The organism is Micromonospora tarensis (assembly GCF_016803395.1).
Classification (GTDB): Bacteria; Actinomycetota; Actinomycetes; order Mycobacteriales; family Micromonosporaceae; genus Micromonospora; species Micromonospora tarensis.
In genome coordinates, this window is sequence record NZ_JAEVHL010000132.1 from 1 (window position 1) to 17,262 (window position 17,262).

11 protein-coding genes and 3 pseudogenes are annotated in these 17,262 nt (G+C 73.4%); 11 read left to right on the top strand and 3 right to left on the bottom strand.

What is annotated here, in order from left to right:
* Positions 1-9: 9 nt before the first annotated feature.
* A pseudogene (locus JM949_RS22530) lies at positions 10-4,591 on the bottom strand (ATP-dependent helicase).
* A 176-nt stretch (positions 4,592-4,767) separates the two neighbouring features.
* On the opposite strand from JM949_RS22530, the gene JM949_RS22535 reads away from it, so the two are divergent.
* The 10 genes and pseudogenes from JM949_RS22535 (at position 4,768) to JM949_RS22580 (ending at position 15,011) form a co-directional block, all read left to right on the top strand.
* Positions 4,768-5,187 carry a hypothetical protein gene (locus JM949_RS22535; protein WP_407664800.1) on the top strand — a complete coding sequence of 140 codons (420 nt, stop codon included), beginning with the start codon at positions 4,768-4,770 and terminating at the stop codon, positions 5,185-5,187.
* Positions 5,188-5,358: 171 nt separating this feature from the next.
* Positions 5,359-7,985: pseudogene (locus JM949_RS22540) on the top strand (Na+/H+ antiporter subunit A); the annotation flags it as partial.
* 155 nt (positions 7,986-8,140) lie between these two features.
* A complete protein-coding gene (locus JM949_RS22545; protein WP_203150344.1) occupies positions 8,141-8,623 on the top strand; it encodes a Na(+)/H(+) antiporter subunit C in 483 nt (160 codons plus the stop codon).
* Entirely contained in the window at positions 8,620-10,125 is a 1,506-nt protein-coding gene (locus JM949_RS22550; RefSeq protein ID WP_203150352.1) for a Na+/H+ antiporter subunit D, read from the top strand. Before JM949_RS22545 ends, JM949_RS22550 begins: the two co-directional genes overlap by 4 nt.
* A complete protein-coding gene (locus tag JM949_RS22555; protein ID WP_203150345.1) occupies positions 10,122-10,727 on the top strand; it encodes a Na+/H+ antiporter subunit E in 606 nt (201 codons plus the stop codon). Before JM949_RS22550 ends, JM949_RS22555 begins: the two co-directional genes overlap by 4 nt.
* Positions 10,724-10,987, top strand: coding sequence for a monovalent cation/H+ antiporter complex subunit F (locus JM949_RS22560; protein WP_203150346.1), 264 nt, complete (start codon positions 10,724-10,726; stop codon positions 10,985-10,987). The genes JM949_RS22555 and JM949_RS22560 overlap by 4 nt, the downstream gene beginning before the upstream one ends.
* Complete coding sequence (mnhG, locus tag JM949_RS22565) at positions 10,987-11,346, top strand: monovalent cation/H(+) antiporter subunit G (protein WP_203150353.1); 360 nt, start codon at positions 10,987-10,989, stop codon at positions 11,344-11,346. Before JM949_RS22560 ends, mnhG begins: the two co-directional genes overlap by 1 nt.
* A gap of 182 nt (positions 11,347-11,528) precedes the next feature.
* On the top strand, positions 11,529-12,884 hold the full coding sequence (locus JM949_RS22570) for a hemolysin family protein (RefSeq protein WP_203150347.1): 1,356 nt from the start codon (positions 11,529-11,531) through the stop codon (positions 12,882-12,884).
* Positions 12,881-13,945: a hemolysin family protein gene (locus JM949_RS22575; protein WP_203150348.1), complete on the top strand. Its 1,065-nt coding sequence runs from the start codon at positions 12,881-12,883 to the stop codon at positions 13,943-13,945. Before JM949_RS22570 ends, JM949_RS22575 begins: the two co-directional genes overlap by 4 nt.
* Before the next feature lie 139 nt (positions 13,946-14,084).
* On the top strand, positions 14,085-15,011 hold the full coding sequence (locus JM949_RS22580; RefSeq protein ID WP_203150349.1) for a sporulation protein: 927 nt from the start codon (positions 14,085-14,087) through the stop codon (positions 15,009-15,011).
* A gap of 97 nt (positions 15,012-15,108) precedes the next feature.
* Here the strand turns inward: JM949_RS22580 and leuE are convergent, their stop codons facing one another.
* Together leuE and JM949_RS22590 are read right to left on the bottom strand one after the other, a co-directional pair.
* A complete protein-coding gene (leuE, locus tag JM949_RS22585; RefSeq protein ID WP_203150350.1) occupies positions 15,109-15,780 on the bottom strand; it encodes a leucine efflux protein LeuE in 672 nt (223 codons plus the stop codon).
* The gene (locus JM949_RS22590; RefSeq protein ID WP_203150351.1) at positions 15,780-17,024 is read right to left on the bottom strand and encodes a bifunctional pyridoxamine 5'-phosphate oxidase family protein/GNAT family N-acetyltransferase; all 1,245 of its coding nucleotides are present in this window, start codon (positions 17,022-17,024) and stop codon (positions 15,780-15,782) included. Before JM949_RS22590 ends, leuE begins: the two co-directional genes overlap by 1 nt.
* A 36-nt stretch (positions 17,025-17,060) precedes the next feature.
* Here JM949_RS22590 and JM949_RS22595 point away from each other — a divergent pair.
* Positions 17,061-17,262: pseudogene (locus JM949_RS22595) on the top strand (GntR family transcriptional regulator); the annotation flags it as partial.

Genomic DNA, 17,262 nt, shown 5'->3' on the forward strand with positions numbered 1-17,262 from the left:
ATGGGCCGGTCAGCCGCGCAGGCGCAGCCCGCGTGGGGTGGCCCGGAAGCCGGCGGCGGTCAGCGCGTCCCGCACGCGGTGAGGAGTGCACCGCCTCGCCGTCGGCCCGCTCCACCGACATCGCGCCCAGCGCGCCGGAGTGGACGGCGTCGGCGAGCGCCTTGCCGGCGGCGGCCAGGGTGTCGGTGTCGTCGCTGAAGGAGAGCAGTGTCCGGCCGCCGCGCTCGACATAGAGGACGAGGTCGCCGCCGACCTGCACCACCAGGGCGCCCGCCTTGCGGCCGGCCCGGTGCCCGGTGGCCGGGGCGGATCCGTCGCCGGAGTCGACCACCCGTTCCGGCCAGGGCAGCGCCGCGCCGTACGGATTCGCCGGATCGGTAGCGGCGAGCACGGTGGCGGACGCGCCCCGGCCCCGGTTGCCGTCGGTCGGCTCAGCCAGCGCGCGGAGCCGATCCACCGCGCCGGGCACCGCGAACTGCGCCGCACCCAACCCTTCGACGAAGTAACCCCGACGGGCCGCGCCACGTTCCTCCAGCGCGGACAGCACCGGGTAGACGGCGGAGAAGCCACCGACCACCTGCTCGGCCAGCACCGCGCCGCGGGTGACCACCCCGTGCCGCTCCAGCAGCAGGTCGGCGAGCGCGGCGGCCCGCCGGGTCGGGTCGAGGTCCCGATCCGGCAGGCGCGACCAGCGACCGGCGACGGTCGGCGGACCACCCCGGGTGGGCAGCGCCACCCGGCCGGGCCGCCGGTAGCGGGTGCGTGGGGCGGACGGTCGTGAGCGGTGCGCGCCCCCGGCACCGAGCACCGCGCGCAGCGGGGCGAGGGTGTCGTTGGTGAGGTGCCCGGCCCAGACCAGGTCCCAGATCACCCCGGTCAGCGCGGCGTCGTCGGTCGAACCGACCCGGTCGGCCAGCGAGCGGAAGAACAGCGCCTGCCCGTCGCCGAGCGCGTCGAGCACCGCCTCGTGCAGCGGGGTGCGGGTCAACGCCTCGTCCGGCGGCGCAAGCAGCAGCGCGGCGGTGTCCGCGTACGCCAGGGTGACCCAGCCGTCACCTCCGGAGATCGCGCCCGACCCCGCCCAGACGACCTCCCCGCTCGCGCAGAGCTCGTCGAGTTGGGCGGGGGAGTAGTCGGCGACCCGCGCGGGCAGCACCAACCGCTCCAGGGCGGACGCCGGCACCGCGGCGCCCTGCAACTGCTCCACTGTCGCGGCGAGCGCCTCCACACCTCGGGCGGACGAGCCGACCTGCTGCCAACGGGGCAGGAATGTGGCGAGCGCCCGGGGCGGCACCGGCTCGATCTCCCGACGCAGCGCGGCGAGCGAGCGGCGGCGCAGCATCCGCAGCACCTCGGCGTCGCACCACTGCGCACCGGCCGAATCCGGGGTGAACTCGCCGGACACCACCCGCCCGGTCGCGCCGAGCCGGCGCAGCGCCTGCTCGACGACGAACACGCCGAGCCCGAAGCGCGCCGCGCAGCTGGCGGCGGCGAACGGCCCATGGGTGCGGGCGTAGCGGGCCACCAGGTCACCGAGCGGGTCGGCCACCGGGGCGAGGTACGCCTCGGCCACCCCCACCGGCAGTGCCACGCCGAGGGCGTCGCGCAGGCGGGCGGCATCCTCCACACCGACCCAGCGCTGCTCGCCCGCGATCCGCACCCGCAGCGCCCGACGGGTCGCCTCCAGCTCGGTGAGCCAGGTCTGCGGCACCCCCCGCCCGGTCAACTCGGCGTCGCTCAGGTCACCGAGCACCCGCAGCAACTCGACGACGTCCTCGGCGTCGCGGGGGCGACGTTGCTCGGTCAGCCAGCGCAGCTGCCGGTCGGTCTCGGCGAGCACCGTCGGGTCGAGCAACTCGCGCAGGTCGACCCGGCCGAGCAGCTCACCGAGGAGGGTGGAGTCGAGCGCGAGTGCGGCGGCGCGGCGCTCGGCCAGCGGGGCGTCGCCCTCGTAGAGGAAGGCGCCGACATAGCCGAAGAGCAACGACCGCGCGAACGGGGACGGCGCGCTGGTCTCCACCTCGACCAGACGCACCTTGCGGGTGGCCAGGTCGCGCATCAGCCCGGCCAGCGCCGGCTGGTCGAAGACGTCCTGAAGGCACTCCCGGGCGGCCTCCAGGGTGACCGGGAAGTCCGCGTACTCCCGGGCGACGTCGAGCAGCTGCGCGGCGCGCTGCCGTTGCTGCCAGAGCGGTTGGCGGCGGCGCGGGTCGCGGCGGGGCAGCAGGAGCGACCGGGCCGCGCACTCCCGGAAGCGGGCGGCGAAGAGGGCGGAGGTGCCGACCGCCTCCTCGACCAGCTGGGCGATCTCGTCCGGCTCGAAGACCACCACGTCGGCGCCGGGAGGTTCGTCGGCGGTGTCGGGCAGGCGCACCACGATGCCGTCGTCGGAGGGCATCACCTGGGCGTCCACCCCGTACCGTTCGGCCAGTCGGCGGCCCACCGCGAGGGCCCACGGCCCGTTCACCCGGGCGCCGAGCACGCTGTGCACGGCGAGCCGCCAGTCGCCCAGCTCGTCGCGGAACCGTTCGACCACGATCGTGCGGTCGTCGGGCAGCGAGCGGGTGGCCTCCCGCTGGTCGCGCAGGTAGGCCATCAGGTTGCCGGCGGCCCAGTCGTCCAGCCCGCCGTCGCGGAGTGCGGTCAGGGCCGCCTCGTCACTCTGCCGTAGCAGGGTGCGCACCCGGGCACCGATGGCCCGGCCCAGCTCGACGGGGCGGCCCAGCTGGTCGCCCTTCCAGAACGGCATGCGCGCGGCCTGCCCGGGCGCGGGCGAGACCAGCACCCGGTCGGGGGTGATCTCCTCGATCCGCCAGGAGGAGGAGCCGAGCAGGAAGACGTCACCGACCCGGGACTCGTAGACCATCTCCTCGTCCAGCTCGCCGACCCGGGCGGCCCGCTCCGCGCCGGCCAGGAAGACCCCGAACAGACCCCGGTCGGGAATGGTGCCACCGCTGGTCACCGCGAGTCGCTGTGCGCCGGGACGGCCGGTGAGCAGGTCGGTGGCCCGGTCCCAGACCAGTCGGGGACGCAGCTCGGCGAACGCGGTGGACGGGTAGCGGCCGGAGAGCATGTCCAACACCGCGTGCAGCGCCGAATCGGGCAGCTCGGCGAAGGGGGCGGCCCGACGGACCAGCAGGGCCAGGTCGGCGAGCGGCCACGGCTCCAGCGCCACCATCGCGACGATCTGCTGGGCCAGCACGTCCAGCGGGTTGCGCGGGTAGTGCAGCTCCTCGATCGCGCCGTCGGTCATCCGCTCGGCGACCACCGCGCAGGAGAGCAGGTCGCCGCGGTGCTTGGGGAAAACCACCCCGCGGGAGACGGCGCCCACCTGGTGCCCGGCCCGGCCGACCCGTTGCAGCCCGGCGGCGACGCTGGGCGGGGCCTCGATCTGCACCACCAGGTCGACCGCGCCCATGTCGATGCCCAGCTCCAGGCTGCTGGTGGCCACCACCGCCGGGAGCTGACCTGACTTGAGCGCCTCCTCGATGTGCTTGCGCTCCTCCCGGGAGACGCTGCCGTGGTGGGCGCGGGCGATCACGGGCGTCGCGCCGCCGGCCGCGCCGGACTGGGCCATCACCTCGGCCGGTGGCCGGTTGGGCCGAAGACCGATCGCGGCCTTGCCCGCTTCGTCGGTCACCGCCTCGGCGGCCAACTCGTTGAGCCGGGCGCAGAGGCGTTCGGCACTGCGGCGCGAGTTGGTGAAGACGATCGTCGAACGGTGCTGCCCGATGAGGGTGAAGACCCGCTCCTCGACCGCCGGCCAGATCGACGCCCGACGCGGGCCGGGACCGCCGAGGTCGTCCTCCGGAGGCTGCTCCTGCTCGTCGAGGCGGGTCATGTCCTGCACCGGGACCTGCACGCTGACCTCGATGGTCTTCGGGGTGGCCGGCTGCACCACGTCGACCGGGCGGGCGCCGCCGAGAAACCGCGCGCAGGCGTCGATCGGTCGGACGGTGGCCGAGAGGCCGATGCGTTGCGCCGGGGTGGGCAGCAGCTCGTCGAGGCGTTCGAGGGAGAGCGCGAGGTGGGCGCCCCGCTTGCTGCCGGCCACCGCGTGCACCTCGTCGACGATCACCGTCTGGACGCCCCGCAGTGAGTCGCGGGCGGCGGAGGTGAGCAGCAGGAACAGCGACTCCGGTGTGGTGATGAGGATGTCCGGCGGGGTGCGGGCGAAGGCCCGTCGCTCGTCGGCCGGGGTGTCGCCGGTGCGCATGCCGACGGTGATGTCGGGCGGTGCCACACCCAGCCGGGTGGCCGCCTGCCGGATGCCGGCCAGCGGGGCGCGCAGGTTGCGCTCCACGTCGACGGCGAGGGCCTTGAGGGGGCTGACGTAGAGCACCCGGCACCGCTGGCGAGCCTCGGCCGGCGCGGGCTCGCCGGCCAGCCGGTCCAGCGACCAGAGGAAGGCCGCGAGTGTTTTGCCGGAGCCGGTCGGTGCCACCACGAGGGCGTTACGGCCGGCGGCGATTGATTGCCAGGCGCCGGTCTGCGCGGCGGTGGGCGCGGCGAAGGCGGCGTCGAACCAGGCGCGGGTGGCCGCACCGAAGCTGGCCAGCACCGCGCCGGCGTCTGCGTCTGCCCCGGTCACCGGTCCATCGTGCCCCGCCGGTACGACAACGACGAACGACCCAGCGTGGAATACGCCAACAAAAAGCAAAAAGCGTGGAAGGTGCGCTTAATACGTTAAGTCTCACTTAACTGCTTGCTTCTAGGGAGCAACATAAAGTAACTTCACCCGCAACGCGAACCGGGGTGAGGGGTGTGATGGCTGGCGAGCGGCGCGTCATCGAACCGGGCACCGACGTGCTGATTCGCAAGGTCGACGGCCACCTCGCCGCGCTCCGCGCCGGTCTGCACGGCCCCGAGCTCGAACTCGCCGAACTCCTCGCCCACTGCCTGCGGGAGCTGGTGCTGTGCACCGCCCAGGCCAGCGCCGCCGATCGCGGCCAGGTCCGCGTCGCGGTCCACTACTTCGTGCTGCGTCGCGAGAGCCGGGGCCGGCTGCTCTCGGTGCGGTCGCTGACCGCCGCGGAGCGGGTGGTCGACCGGGTCGCGCGCCAGCTCGGTCGATCCGACCTGCTGGCCGAGCTGCGTCGCGACGCCCCGCGCCGGAGGACGCGCAGCCCGTCGGCGACGCCCTGCTGCGTTGAACGGCCGCCGGCATCCCGGCGTCACCGGTGGTGAGCATCCCCGCGCCACCGACGGACGAATTCCGGCAAAACCGCCCGTCAAACAACAAACTGTCGTCTGATCGCTGCTAGGCGTCACCGCTGCCACGGGCGCCGGCCACCACGATCGGGAGCGCGGGTGCTGGTACTGCTCATCCTCCACGTCGTGGCCGCCGTCCTCGCGCCAGTGCTCGTCCGCCGGTGGGGTCGGCAGGCGTGCTACCCGCTGGCGCTGGCACCGGCCGCCGCGTTCGGCTGGGCGGTGACCCGCACCCCGGCCGTCCGGGACGGCGGGGCGGTGGTCGAGACGTACCCGTGGATCCAGCAGTTGGGCCTGCACATCGCGCTCCGGCTCACCACGCTGTCCTGGCTGATGACACTGCTGATCGGCGGCGTCGGCGCGTTGGTGTTGGTCTACAGCGCCCGCTACTTCCGCGCCGGCTCCACCGGGCTGGCGCAGTTCGCCGGGGTCCTGGTGGCCTTCGCCGGCGCGATGCTCCTGCTGGTGTTCGCCGACGACCTGCTGCTGCTCTACGTCGGCTGGGAGCTGACCACGATCTTCTCGTACCTGCTGATCGGGCACAGCACCGAGCGGCGCTCCAGCCGGTGGGCGGCGGCGCAGGCGCTGACCGTCACCACGCTTGGCGGCCTCGCCATGCTCGTCGGGTTCATCGTGCTGGGTGCGCACGCCGGCACCTACCGGTGGTCGGAGATCGCCGCCGCACCCCTGCCCGGCGGCGGGTACCTGGTGGGCGCGGTGCTGCTGATCCTGGTCGGCGCGCTGTCCAAGTCGGCGGTGCTGCCGTTCAGCTCCTGGCTGCCGGTCGCGATGGCGGCACCCACCCCGGTCAGCGCGTACCTGCACGCCGCCGCCATGGTCAAGGCCGGCGTCTACCTGGTCGGGCTGCTCGCACCGGTGCTCGCCACTGTCGGTCCGTGGCGGCCGGTGGTGCAGGTCACCGGGGTGGCCACCATGCTCCTCGGCGGTTGGGCGGCGCTGCGGCAGACCGACCTGAAGCTGCTGCTGGCCTACGGCACGGTCAGTCAGCTCGGCCTGCTGGTCGCGGTGACCGGGTCGGGCACGCCGGACGCCGCCCTGGCCGGGACCGCGATGCTGCTGGCGCACGCCCTGTTCAAGGCGGCGTTGTTCCTGGTGGTCGGCATCATCGACCACGGTGCCGGCACCCGCGACCTGCGCGAGCTGTCCGGCCTGCGGCGCTGGTCCCGGCCGTTGTTCGTGGTCGCGGTGCTGGCGGCGGCATCGATGGCCGGGGTGCCGCCGTTGGTCGGCTTCGTGGCCAAGGAGGCGGTGTTCGCGGCGTTCACCGACCAGCCGGCGCTGCTCACCGGGCTGGTCGCCGGGACGATGCTCACTGTCGCGTACAGCGCGCGCTTCCTCTGGGGCGCGTTCGCCGACCGCCCCGGTGTGGCACCGGTCCAGCCGGTGCCGATCGCCGTGTCGCTGCTGGTCCCGCCCGGGGTGCTCGCCGGGGTCGGCCTGCTCGCCGGACCGGCGGCGGGTGTGCTGGACGGCCTGCTGCGCCCGTACGCCGATCTGCTCGGCGCGGTGCACGCGCACCTGGCGCTCTGGGCCGGCCCGACCCCGGCGCTCGGCCTGTCCGTGCTGGCGTTCGCCGGCGGCGGCCTGCTCTTCGCCGCGCGCGGACCGCTCGCCCCGGTGCTGGCCCGGCTCCGTGCGCCGGTGGGCGGCAACCAGGGGTACGAGTGGATCGTGGGCCGGTTCGACCGGTTTGCCATCGAGGTCACCGGAGCGACCCAGCGGGGCTCCCTGCCGCAGTATCTGGGCATCATCCTGGTCACCCTGGTGCTGGTGCCCGGTGCGGCGATGCTCTCGGCGAGCCCGTGGCGGGCGCGGATCCCGCTCTGGGACAGCCCGCTGCAACTGGTGGTCCTGGTGGTGATCGCGGTGGCGGCGGTGTTGGCGGTCGGCGCGCGCCGCCGCCTGACCGCGATGCTCCTGGTGGGGATGACCGGCTACGGCACCGCGATGCTGTTCGTCCTCTATGGAGCGCCTGACCTGGCGCTCACCCAGTTCCTGGTGGAGACCGCGACGATCGCGGTCTTCGTGTTGGTGCTGCGTCGCCTGCCGGAGCGGTTCTCGGCCCGCCCGCTGCGCCGCACCCGCTGGGTCCGTCGGGCGATCGGGGTGGCGGTGGGCGTGGTGACCGCCGGGCTGGCCCTCACCGCCGCGGGTGCCCGCCGGGCACCGGACATCTCCGCCGCCTTCCCGGATCTCGCGGTGGTGCACGGGTACGGCCGCAACGTGGTCAACGTGACCCTTGTCGACATCCGGGCCTGGGACACGATGGGTGAGCTGGCGGTGCTGGTGGTGGCGGCGACAGGGGTGGCCAGCCTGATCTTCGAGCGGTCCCGCACCGGGCCGCGCCCACGCCGGCCGGAGGCGGGCCGGCGGGTGACCGGACCCGACCGGCCGGTGTGGCTGCGCGGCGGGCCCACCCTGTACGAGGAGCGCCGCTCGATCGTGTTGGAGGTGGTCATCCGGTTGATCTTTCACACCGTGGTGCTGTTCTCGCTGTTCCTGCTCTTCTCCGGCCACAACGCGCCGGGCGGCGGCTTCGCCGGTGGTCTGGTGGCGGGGCTCGCCCTGGTGGTCCGCTATCTGGCCGGCGGCCGGTACGAGCTGACCGAGGCGCCCCGATCGGCGCCGGCGCGATCCTCGGGGCCGGCCTCGCGGTGTCGGTGGGCAGCGGTGTGGTGGCGCTGCTGGTCGGTGGTTCGGTGCTGGAGAGCGCCAAGGTCGACCAGCACCTGCCGCTGGTCGGTGACCTCCACCTGGTCACCTCGCTCTTCTTCGACATCGGCGTGTACCTGGTCGTGGTCGGGCTGGTGCTGGACATCCTGCGCAGCCTCGGTGCCGAGGTGGATCGACACATCGAGGCCACCGGCGAGGCCACCGGTGGCCTCGCCGTCGACAAGGGCGACCGGGCATGAGGGCGAGCGGCGCGGGGCCGACGCTGGTGTTGGTGCTGGCCGTCGCGGTGCTCGTCGGTTGCGGGGTGATCCTGCTGTTGGAGCGCACCCTCACCCGGATCCTGCTCGGGGTGATCCTCCTCGGCAACGGGGTCAACCTGTTGATCCTGTTGGGCGGGCGGTCCGGTGCGGCGCCCGTCGTCGGCACCGGACCGGTGGACCGGATGAGTGATCCGCTGCCGCAGGCGATGGTGTTGACGGCCATCGTGATCACGTTCGGCTTCACCGCGTTCCTGCTCGCCGTGGCCTACCGCAGCTGGTATCTCTCCGGCGACGACGAGGTGCCCGACGACCTGGAGGACCGGCAGATCATCCGTCGGGCCGGGCGGCACGAGGTGAGCACCGTCGACCGGGGTGGGGAGGGCCCGGGCGGCGACCCGGAGCAGGTCGATCCCGAGCCCGCCCGGCGCCGGTTGCGACGGGGGGACGAGACGTGCTGAGCATGCTGGTGCCGCTGCCGGTGGTGGTGCCGTTGCTGGCCGCGGCGCTGACCCTGCTGCTGGCCGGGATGCCCCGACTCCAGCGCGCGATAAGCGTGCTCTGTCTGGGCGGCACCCTCGCCGTGGCGGTGGTGCTGCTGGTGCAGGCGTACCGGTACGGGCCGGTGGTGGTGGCGGTCGGCGCGTGGCCGCCGCCGGTCGGCATCGTCCTGGTAGCCGATCAACTCGCCGCGCTGATGCTCGTGGTCTCCTCGGCGGTGACCCTGTGCGTGCTGCTCTACTCGGTCGGCCAGGGCCGCAGCGAGACGAGCGAGACGACGCCGGTGTCGATCTTCCACCCGACGTATCTGGTGCTCACCGCGGGCGTGACCAACGCGTTCCTGGCTGGTGACCTGTTCAACCTCTTCGTGGGGTTCGAGATCCTGCTGGCCGCCAGCTTCGTGCTGATCACCCTGGGCGGCACCGAGACCCGGATCCGGACCGGGTCGACGTACGTGGTGGTCAGCATCCTGTCCTCGATGCTCTTCCTGACGTCGGTGGGTCTGGTGTACGCGGCCACCGGCACGCTCAACCTCGCGCAGCTCGCCCAGCGCCTCGACGACCTGCCCGACGGCGTCCGGCTGGCGCTGGAGCTGATGCTGCTGCTTGCCTTCGCGATCAAGGCGGCGGTCTTTCCGCTCTCGGCCTGGCTGCCGGACAGCTATCCGACCGCGCCGGCCCCGGTCACCGCGGTCTTCGCGGGCCTGCTCACCAAGGTCGGGGTCTACGCGATCATCCGTACCGAGACGTTGCTGTTTCCCGGTGGGCACGCGGACAAATTGCTCATGGTGGTCGCCGGGCTGACCATGGTGGTCGGCATCCTCGGCGCGGTGGCCCAGGCCGACATGAAACGGCTCTTCTCGTTCACCCTGGTCAGTCACATCGGCTACATGATCTTCGGGGTGGCGTTGAGCACCGCCGCCGGGCTCTCCGGCGCGATCTTCTACGTGGTGCACCACATCACCATCCAGACCACGCTGTTCCTCGTCGCGGGGCTGGTCGAGGAGCGCGCCGGCAGCACCGACCTGCGCCGCATCGGCGGGCTGGCCCGGGCGGCGCCACTGCTCGGCGTGCTGTTCTTCGTGCCGGCCATGAACCTCGCCGGGGTGCCACCGTTCTCCGGCTTCCTCGGCAAGCTCGGCCTGCTCCAGGCCGGGGTGGCAGCCGGTGGGCCGCTGCCCGGGGTGCTGGTCGCGGCGGGCACGCTGACCAGCCTGCTCACCCTCTACGTGGCATCCCGGGTGTGGAACATCGCGTTCTGGCGTTCGCCTCGGCTGGCCACCAACGAGCCGGTCGTCCGGCTGCCGAAGCTGATGGTCGGGGCCACCGTGGCCCTGGTCGCCCTCGGGCTGGCGCTGACGGCGCTGGCCGGGCCGCTCTTCGACGTCACCGCGGACGCCGCGGCGGACCTGCGCCTGCGCACCCCGTACGTCCGTGCCGTGTTCCCCGGGGGCGTACCGTGACCGGCTCGCCGTCGGCCCGGGACGCCGCCGGGTCGCAGCCGGCGCGCGGCCGGTTCGGGCGGTGGCGGGACCAGGCGGTGGCGCTCGGTTGGCTGGTGGTGGTCTGGGGCCTGCTCTGGGGCGACATCAACTGGGCCAACCTGGCCGGTGGCCTGCTGGTGGGCGGGGCGGTACTGGTCTTCTTCCCGCTGCCGGCGATCAGCTTCGCCGGCCGGCTGCGGCCCCGGGCGCTGCTGGTGTTCGCGGGCCGGTTCGCCGTCGAGCTGGTGCGCGCGAGCCTGCACGTCGCCCGGATCGCCGTGCAGCCCGGTTACCGGCCGCGCGGAGCGATCATCGCGGTTCGGTTGCGGGTGCCCAGCGACCTGAACCTGGCGCTCACCGCCGAGGCCGTCTCGTTGGTGCCGGGCACGCTGATCCTCGAGGTGGACCGGGACTCCGGGACGCTCTACCTGCACGTGCTGGACACCCACGAGCCGGCCGACCTGGACGTGGCCCGGGAACGAGCCCTGATCATCGAGCGGCGCATCGTCCGGACGGTGGGGTCCGGCGCCGAGCTGCGCCGCGTCGAGACCGCGTCACCCGAGAGGGGAACCCGACCGTGATCATGTTCCTGGCCGTCGTCCTCACCGTGTTGTTGTCGGTGACCGCGCTGCTCGCCCTCACCCGCCTCTACCGTGGCCCGTCGCTGGTGGACCGGGTGATCGCCGCGGACATGCTGCTCGCCACCATGGTCGGCGCGGTGGGCGCCGAGGCGGCGGTGAACCGGCACGCCACCACCCTGCCCGTGCTGGTGGTGCTCTCCCTGCTCGGTTTCGTGGGCTCGGTGTCGCTGGTCCGCTTCGCCGTCCGGGAGCAGCGGTGATCGCCACTGTCGCCGACTGGGTCGGGGCCGGTTGTCTGGTCGGCGGCGCGCTGCTCGGGCTGGCCGCCGCGATCGGCGTGCTGCGGTTCCCGGACGCGCTGTCGCGGATGCACGCGGCGACCAAGCCGCAGGTGCTCGGCGTGCTGCTGTTGCTGCTGGGTATCGCGTTGCGGCTGCGCTCGCCGGCGGATCTGGGCATGGTCCTGCTGGTGGCGGTCTTCCAACTGGCGACCGCGCCGGTCGCGGCCCAGATGATCGGGCGGGCCGCGTACCGGTCGGGGCGGCTCGACCGGGGCCTGCTCGACGCCGACGAGCTGGCCGAGCGCGGCTCCGGTGGTGGGTCGGCGGGCCCGGCGTGACCACCGGGGCGGACCTGGCGAAACGGACGATCCGCTCCTTCGGCCCACCCCCAGCGGAGTCCCAGCCAGCGCCGATAAAATAGCGGCATGATCGACTCCTCTGCCCAGGAGGGCAGCAGTAGCCAGCCGGGTCGTGCCCGGCATATCCCCGTACCGACGACCCCGGGAGCCCTGAGCGACCCGTGTTGATCGTCGTTGGTCTCCTTCTGATCATCCTTCTTACTGCCGCCACCGGTTACTTCGTGGCGCAGGAGTTCGGCTATGTGGCCGTGGACCGGGGCAAGCTGCGCCAGCTCGCCGATGACGGCGACCAGGCCGCCGCCCGGGCGCTGACCGTCACCAGCCGGCTCTCCTTCATGCTCTCCGGCGCCCAACTCGGCATCACCGTCACCGCCCTGCTGGTCGGTTACGTCGCCGAGCCGTACCTGGGCGGCGGCCTCGCCGACCTGCTCGGTGTGGCCGGCGTCAGCGAGGCGATCAGTCTGCCGCTCTCGGTGGCGCTGGCCCTGATCATCGCCACCGTGGTCCAGATGGTCCTCGGTGAGCTGGCCCCGAAGAACCTGGCCATCGCCCGGGCCGAGCCGTTGGCTCGGGCGCTGAGCCGGTCCACCCTGGTCTACCTGGCCGTCGCCGGGCCGGTGATCCGGCTCTTCGACCGGGCGTCGGTCCGGCTGCTGCGCCGGGTCGGCATCGAACCGATCGAGGAGCTGCCCAGTGGTGCCACCCCGGCCGACCTGGAGCAGATCATCGCCGAGTCCCGCGAGGAGGGCAGCCTGGACGTGGAGATGTCCACGCTGCTCGACCGAGGTCTCGACTTCCGCGAGCTGACCGCCGGAGAGGCCATGGTGCCCCGGGTCGACGTGCACACCGTACGGGCGCACGAGCCGGTGAGCCGGGTGGTCGAGCTGCTGGACACCGGCCACTCCCGCTTCCCGGTGCGCGGCGCGGAGGGCGTCGACGACCTGATCGGCGTCGTCGGCATCGCCGACGTGCTCGGCGTACCGCCCGAGAGGCGGGCCACCACCCCGGTGAACGCGGTGGCCGGGCCGCCGCTGCTCGTACCGGAGACGTTGCCCCTGCCCACGGTGCTCGACCGGCTGCGGTCCGGGCACCGGCAGATGGCGTGCGTGGTCGACGAGTACGGCGGCTTCGCCGGCGTGATCACGCTGGAGGACATCGCCGAGGAGCTGGTCGGCCCGATCCGGGACGAGGACGACCCACCGGAGCGGGCGCCGGCCCGGCAGGACGACGGGTCCTGGGTGGTGCCGGCCCGCTGGCGGATCGACGAGGTCGCCGACAGCACCGGCATCGCCCTGCCCGAGGCCCCGGAGTACGACACCCTGTCCGGGTTGGTGATGCGGGAGCTGGGCCGGGTGCCCGAGGTCGGTGACCGGCTGGAGATCAGCCTGCTGCCCGAGGGCGCGGAGGTCGAGGCCGGCGAGGCGGAGCCTCGGGCGCTGGTCGAGGTGCTGGCCGTGGATCGGCACGTGGCCGACTCGGTGCGGTTGCAGCTCACCCGGCCGGAGGTGACCGCGTGAGCCCCGGGATCGCGCTGTTCAGCTCGGTGATCCTGCTGGCGCTGAACGGGTTCTTCGTGGCCGCCGAGTTCGCCCTGGTGGCCAGCAAGCGGTACCGACTGGAGCAGGCGGCGGCCACCGGCGGCCGGGCGGCGCGGGCCGCGCTGGACGGTGTCCGGGAGCTGTCGTTGATGCTGGCCGGCGCGCAGCTCGGCATCACGCTGTGCACGCTGGGGCTCGGTGCGTTGGCCGAGCCGGCGATCGAGCACCTGATCAGCCCGCTGCTGCACGCGGTGGGCCTGCCGGACGCGGCCAGCCACCTGGTCGCCCTGGTCTTCGCGCTGGCGTTGGTGACCTTCCTGCACCTGGTGGTGGGGGAGATGGCGCCGAAGTCGTGGGCGATCACCGACGCGGAACGCTCGGCGACGCTGCTCGCGCTGCCGTTCCGCGCCTTCGCCCGGGTCTCCCGGCCGGTGCTCTCCGCGCTCAACGCCCTGGCCAACGCGATCCTGCGGCTGTTCGGGGTCAACCAGCAGGACCAGCTCGCCCAGGTGCACGGCCCGGACGAGCTGCGCATCCTGCTGGAGCAGTCCCGGGAACACGGGCTGCTCGGCGCCGAGCAGCACCAGCTGCTGACCAGCATGCTGGAGTTGCAGGGCACGTCGGTGGCGCAGGTGATGGAGCCGTTCGCCACCATGGTCACCGTCCGTCGCGACGACCCGGCCGGGCGGATCGAGGAGGTCAGCCGGGACAGCGGGCGATCGCGGCTCGCGGTGCTGGACGAGGCGGGCGACGTCTGTGGCCTGGTGCACGTGCGGGAGGCGGTGCGGGTGGTCACCACCGGCCGGGTCGCCACCGCCGGGGAGCTCATGACGCCCGCGTTCACGCTGCCCGCGACGTCGTCGGTCACCGAGGCGGTGACGGCGATGCGGGCCCGGCAGTCGCAGCTCGCGTTGGTGCGCAACGGTGGTGGCCCGGCCCGGCCGATCGGCTTCGTGGCGCTGGAGGACCTCCTGGAGGAGGTCATCGGTGAGTTCGACGACGAGACCGACACCGTGCCGCGCGGGCGGCGGCTCCGCTGAGTTGTCGGCCCGGCCGCGCTGATCGAGCGCGGCCGGGTCGGTGCCGCCGTGACGCCGCCGGACCGGGCGTGAGATCCCCTCGACCGGGTAGGCGGCGCTGGTGGGGGCTGACCGGGCCCGTACCGGAAGGGGGCGCGCGGTGCGGCTGACGGGTGTGTCTTCGGACTCCGGCGGGACCGGGGTGTCCGTGCAGACCACGCTCGCCAACCCGAGCACCCGGCCGGGCCTGCGCCTGCCGGGGCGGGTGACGGTCGCGGCCGGGCCGGCGGACGTGCTGGTCCGGCACATCCGGCTCGGCCTGGTCACGACCGTCGAGCCGGACGACCCGGCCGCGCCCCGACGTCTCGTGCAGTTCCACCAGATGCCGGTCGCCGGCCGGTTCGTGGTGCCGGCCGGTCGGCGGCGGGCTGTCGACTTCGCGTTGCCGCTGCCCTGGGAGACCCCGGTGACCATCTTCGGCGGGGTGCCGCTGCTGAGCCTGCGGATGGGCCTGCGTACCGAGGTGTCCCTCGACCCCGACCTCGACCAGGGCGCGATGGTGCCGGTCTTCGTGCACCCGATCCCCACCCAGCAGCACGTGTTGGCGGCGCTGGACACGCTGGGCTTCATGATCCGCCAGGCTGGGTTGCAGGAGGGCGGGCTACCCGGGGTGGAGCACACCCTGCCGCTGCACCAGCGCTGGGGCTACTGGGTGGGGCCGCTCTACGCCGGGCCGATCACCGAGTTGGAGGTGATCTTCGTGACCAACTCGGCGGGCCTGGAGGCGATCCTCTGGATGGACCGCCGGTTGGCGCTGGCCGGGATCACGCACCAGAGCATCAGCCGGTTCCGGATCTGGCACGAGAGCGCCGACCAGCGCGACTGGGTCGCCACAGTGGACGGCTGGATCCGCCAGGCGATCAACCGGCACGCCGCAGCCGCCGCGCACACCGACTGGTCCGCGCAGATCGCCGGGTCCGCCCACGTCAGCCGCCACCCCGACGAGCCGGTCCGCCCCGGCTACGGCCTCGGCGGCACCGCCGGCGCCGCCGGCGTAGGAGGCGGCTCCGGCGGCGACGGCACCTAACCCCCCGGTTCCCACCTTCGTTGATCATGAAGTTGTTGCCACGACACGCCGGGGCGAGTGGTGACAACTTCATGATCATCCATGCTGGGGGCGGGGGTTAGCCGGCAGTGGCGGTGGCTAGTTTGAGGCTGAAGGCCAGGAAGAGGGCGGCCACGGCGGTGGTGCCGCCGGCCGCCAGGCGGCGGCGCTGGCGGAACTGGGTGGCCAGGAAGGTGCCCGCGAAGATCAACGCGGTCAGGTACAGCGCGCTGGTCGCCGTGGCGATCAGCCCGAGCAGCAGGAACGACAGCGCCGGCCAGGCGTAGCCGGGGTCGACGAACTGGATGAAGAACGAGATGAAGAAGAGGATCGCCTTCGGGTTGAGCAGGCTGATCACCAGCGCCTTGCGGAACGGGCTGCGCATCGCCGCCGGCTCCGCCGCGTCGATCAGCCGCGGCGCCCCCGGGTCGTTGCGGTCGCGCCAGCGCCGCGCGGCGCCGCGCAGCATGGTCACCCCGACATAACCGAGGTACGCCGCGCCGGCGTACTTGATCACCAGGAAGAGCGGCGGGTACGCCTTGAGCAGCGACGCCACTCCGGCGGCGGAGAGGACCATCAGCACCCCGTCGCCGACGAACACCCCGCCGGCGGCCCGGTAGCCGGCCGCCACGCCCCGTTTGGCCGCGGTGGAGAGCACGAAGAGCGAGTTCGGCCCGGGCAGCAGGATGATGGCCACGGTGCCCAGCACGTACGTCCAGATGTCGGTGATCCCCAGCACGCCCGCCATCATCACGCCACCGGTGCCGTCCGGCGAAGTCTTTCTCGGAGCCGGAGCTGTGCGTTCGGCCACTCGTGCACGGTCATCGCGTACGTCACGGTGTCCCGCCAGGAGCCGTCCGGGCGTTGCCGGTGCATCCGGAGCACCCCCTCCCGGGTGGCGCCGAGCCGTTCGATGGCCGCCTGCGAGCGGACGTTGCGGATGTCGGTGTGCCAGGCCACCCGGACCGCGCCCAGGTCGTCGAAGGCCCGGCCGAGCAGCAACAGCTTCGCCTCGGTGTTGATCCCGGTACGCCACCACCGCCGGCCGAGGAAGGTGTGCCCGATGGCCACCGACCGTCGCTGCGGGTCGATGTCGTAGTAGGACGTGCTGCCGACCACCGCCCCGGTCGCCGCGCAGCGCTGCACCCAGGCCACCCGCTCGCCCCGGTGGTGGGCGGCCAGGGCGGTGGTGATCACCTCGGCGGTCCCGGCCGGCGCGGTCGGCTGTCCGACGCTGAGGTGCCGCCACACCTCGGCGTCCGCTGTCGCGGCGTGCAACTCGTCGGTGTGCGCCAACGCCAACGGCTCGAGCCGAACGTGCTCGCCGTGCAGCGGCACCGGATCGTGCCAGGGTGTGCGGGTCGTCCGCAGGTACCCGGGCAGCGGCGCGGTGACCCCGGCGTCCGGCTCGGGTGCCCCGGGGGTCAGCCGCAGCGGCAGCACGCCCGCCCAGTACGGCAGGTCCATGTCGTCCTCGTCCTCGCGCACCCCGCCGCTGCGGGCCCGGACGGAGACCTCGCGCAACGGCAGTGCCAGCACCGCGGTCTCGGCCAGCTCCCGCCGGCTCGGTGGGCGGGAGGCCGTGCTGCGTCCCGCACCCACCTTCTCCACCAACGCGGTGAGCATGGCGCTCTTCTCCCGCTCGTCGGTGACCAGTCGGGCGTTGCCGTGGGCGACGACCGAGCGGTAGTTGGCGCTGTGGTGGAACTGGGAGCGGGCGTAGACCAGCCCGTCGAGCACCGTCACCGCGACGCAGACCGGCAGCCCGTCGTCGCCCCGGGCGGCGAGCAGCGGCCGGCTGCCGGTGGAGCCGTGCAGGTAGAGCGTGTCGCCGATGCGGACGTGCAGGGTGGGCAGCACCCGGGGCTGGCCTTCGACGACGAAGGCCAGCGCGCAGTCGTATGCCTCGTCGAGCACCGCGTGGGCGGCGGCCTCGTCGTAGCTCATCCGGTCCCGTGAGCGGTTCGGTGTGGTCCGGGCGGTGGGTGGATACATGCGCGCGCCCCTTTGTTCTAGTACAATCCTGTATTTGTGTCAGCACGCTATCAGCTCACCGGTACGACAGCCGCCGAGATTTCGGCGAGCGTCGAGTCGGGCATCCGTACCGGTGCCCTCCCGCCGGGGGCCGCCCTGCCACCCGTGCGGGCGCTCGCCGCCGAGCTGGGGGTCAGCCCCGCCACCGTCGCCCGCGCCTACCAGGACGCTGCGCCAGCGTGGCCTGCTCGCCACCGCC

Excerpts from the sequence above, each read along its gene's own strand:
- JM949_RS22535 (WP_407664800.1), top strand. The coding sequence starts at position 4,768 with ATGGCTGGCGAGCGGCGCGTCATCGAACCGGGCACCGACGTGCTGATT.
- JM949_RS22545 (WP_203150344.1), top strand. The coding sequence starts at position 8,141 with ATGAGGGCGAGCGGCGCGGGGCCGACGCTGGTGTTGGTGCTGGCCGTC.
- leuE (WP_203150350.1), bottom strand. The coding sequence starts at position 15,780 with ATGATGGCGGGCGTGCTGGGGATCACCGACATCTGGACGTACGTGCTG.
- JM949_RS22590 (WP_203150351.1), bottom strand. The coding sequence starts at position 17,024 with ATGTATCCACCCACCGCCCGGACCACACCGAACCGCTCACGGGACCGG.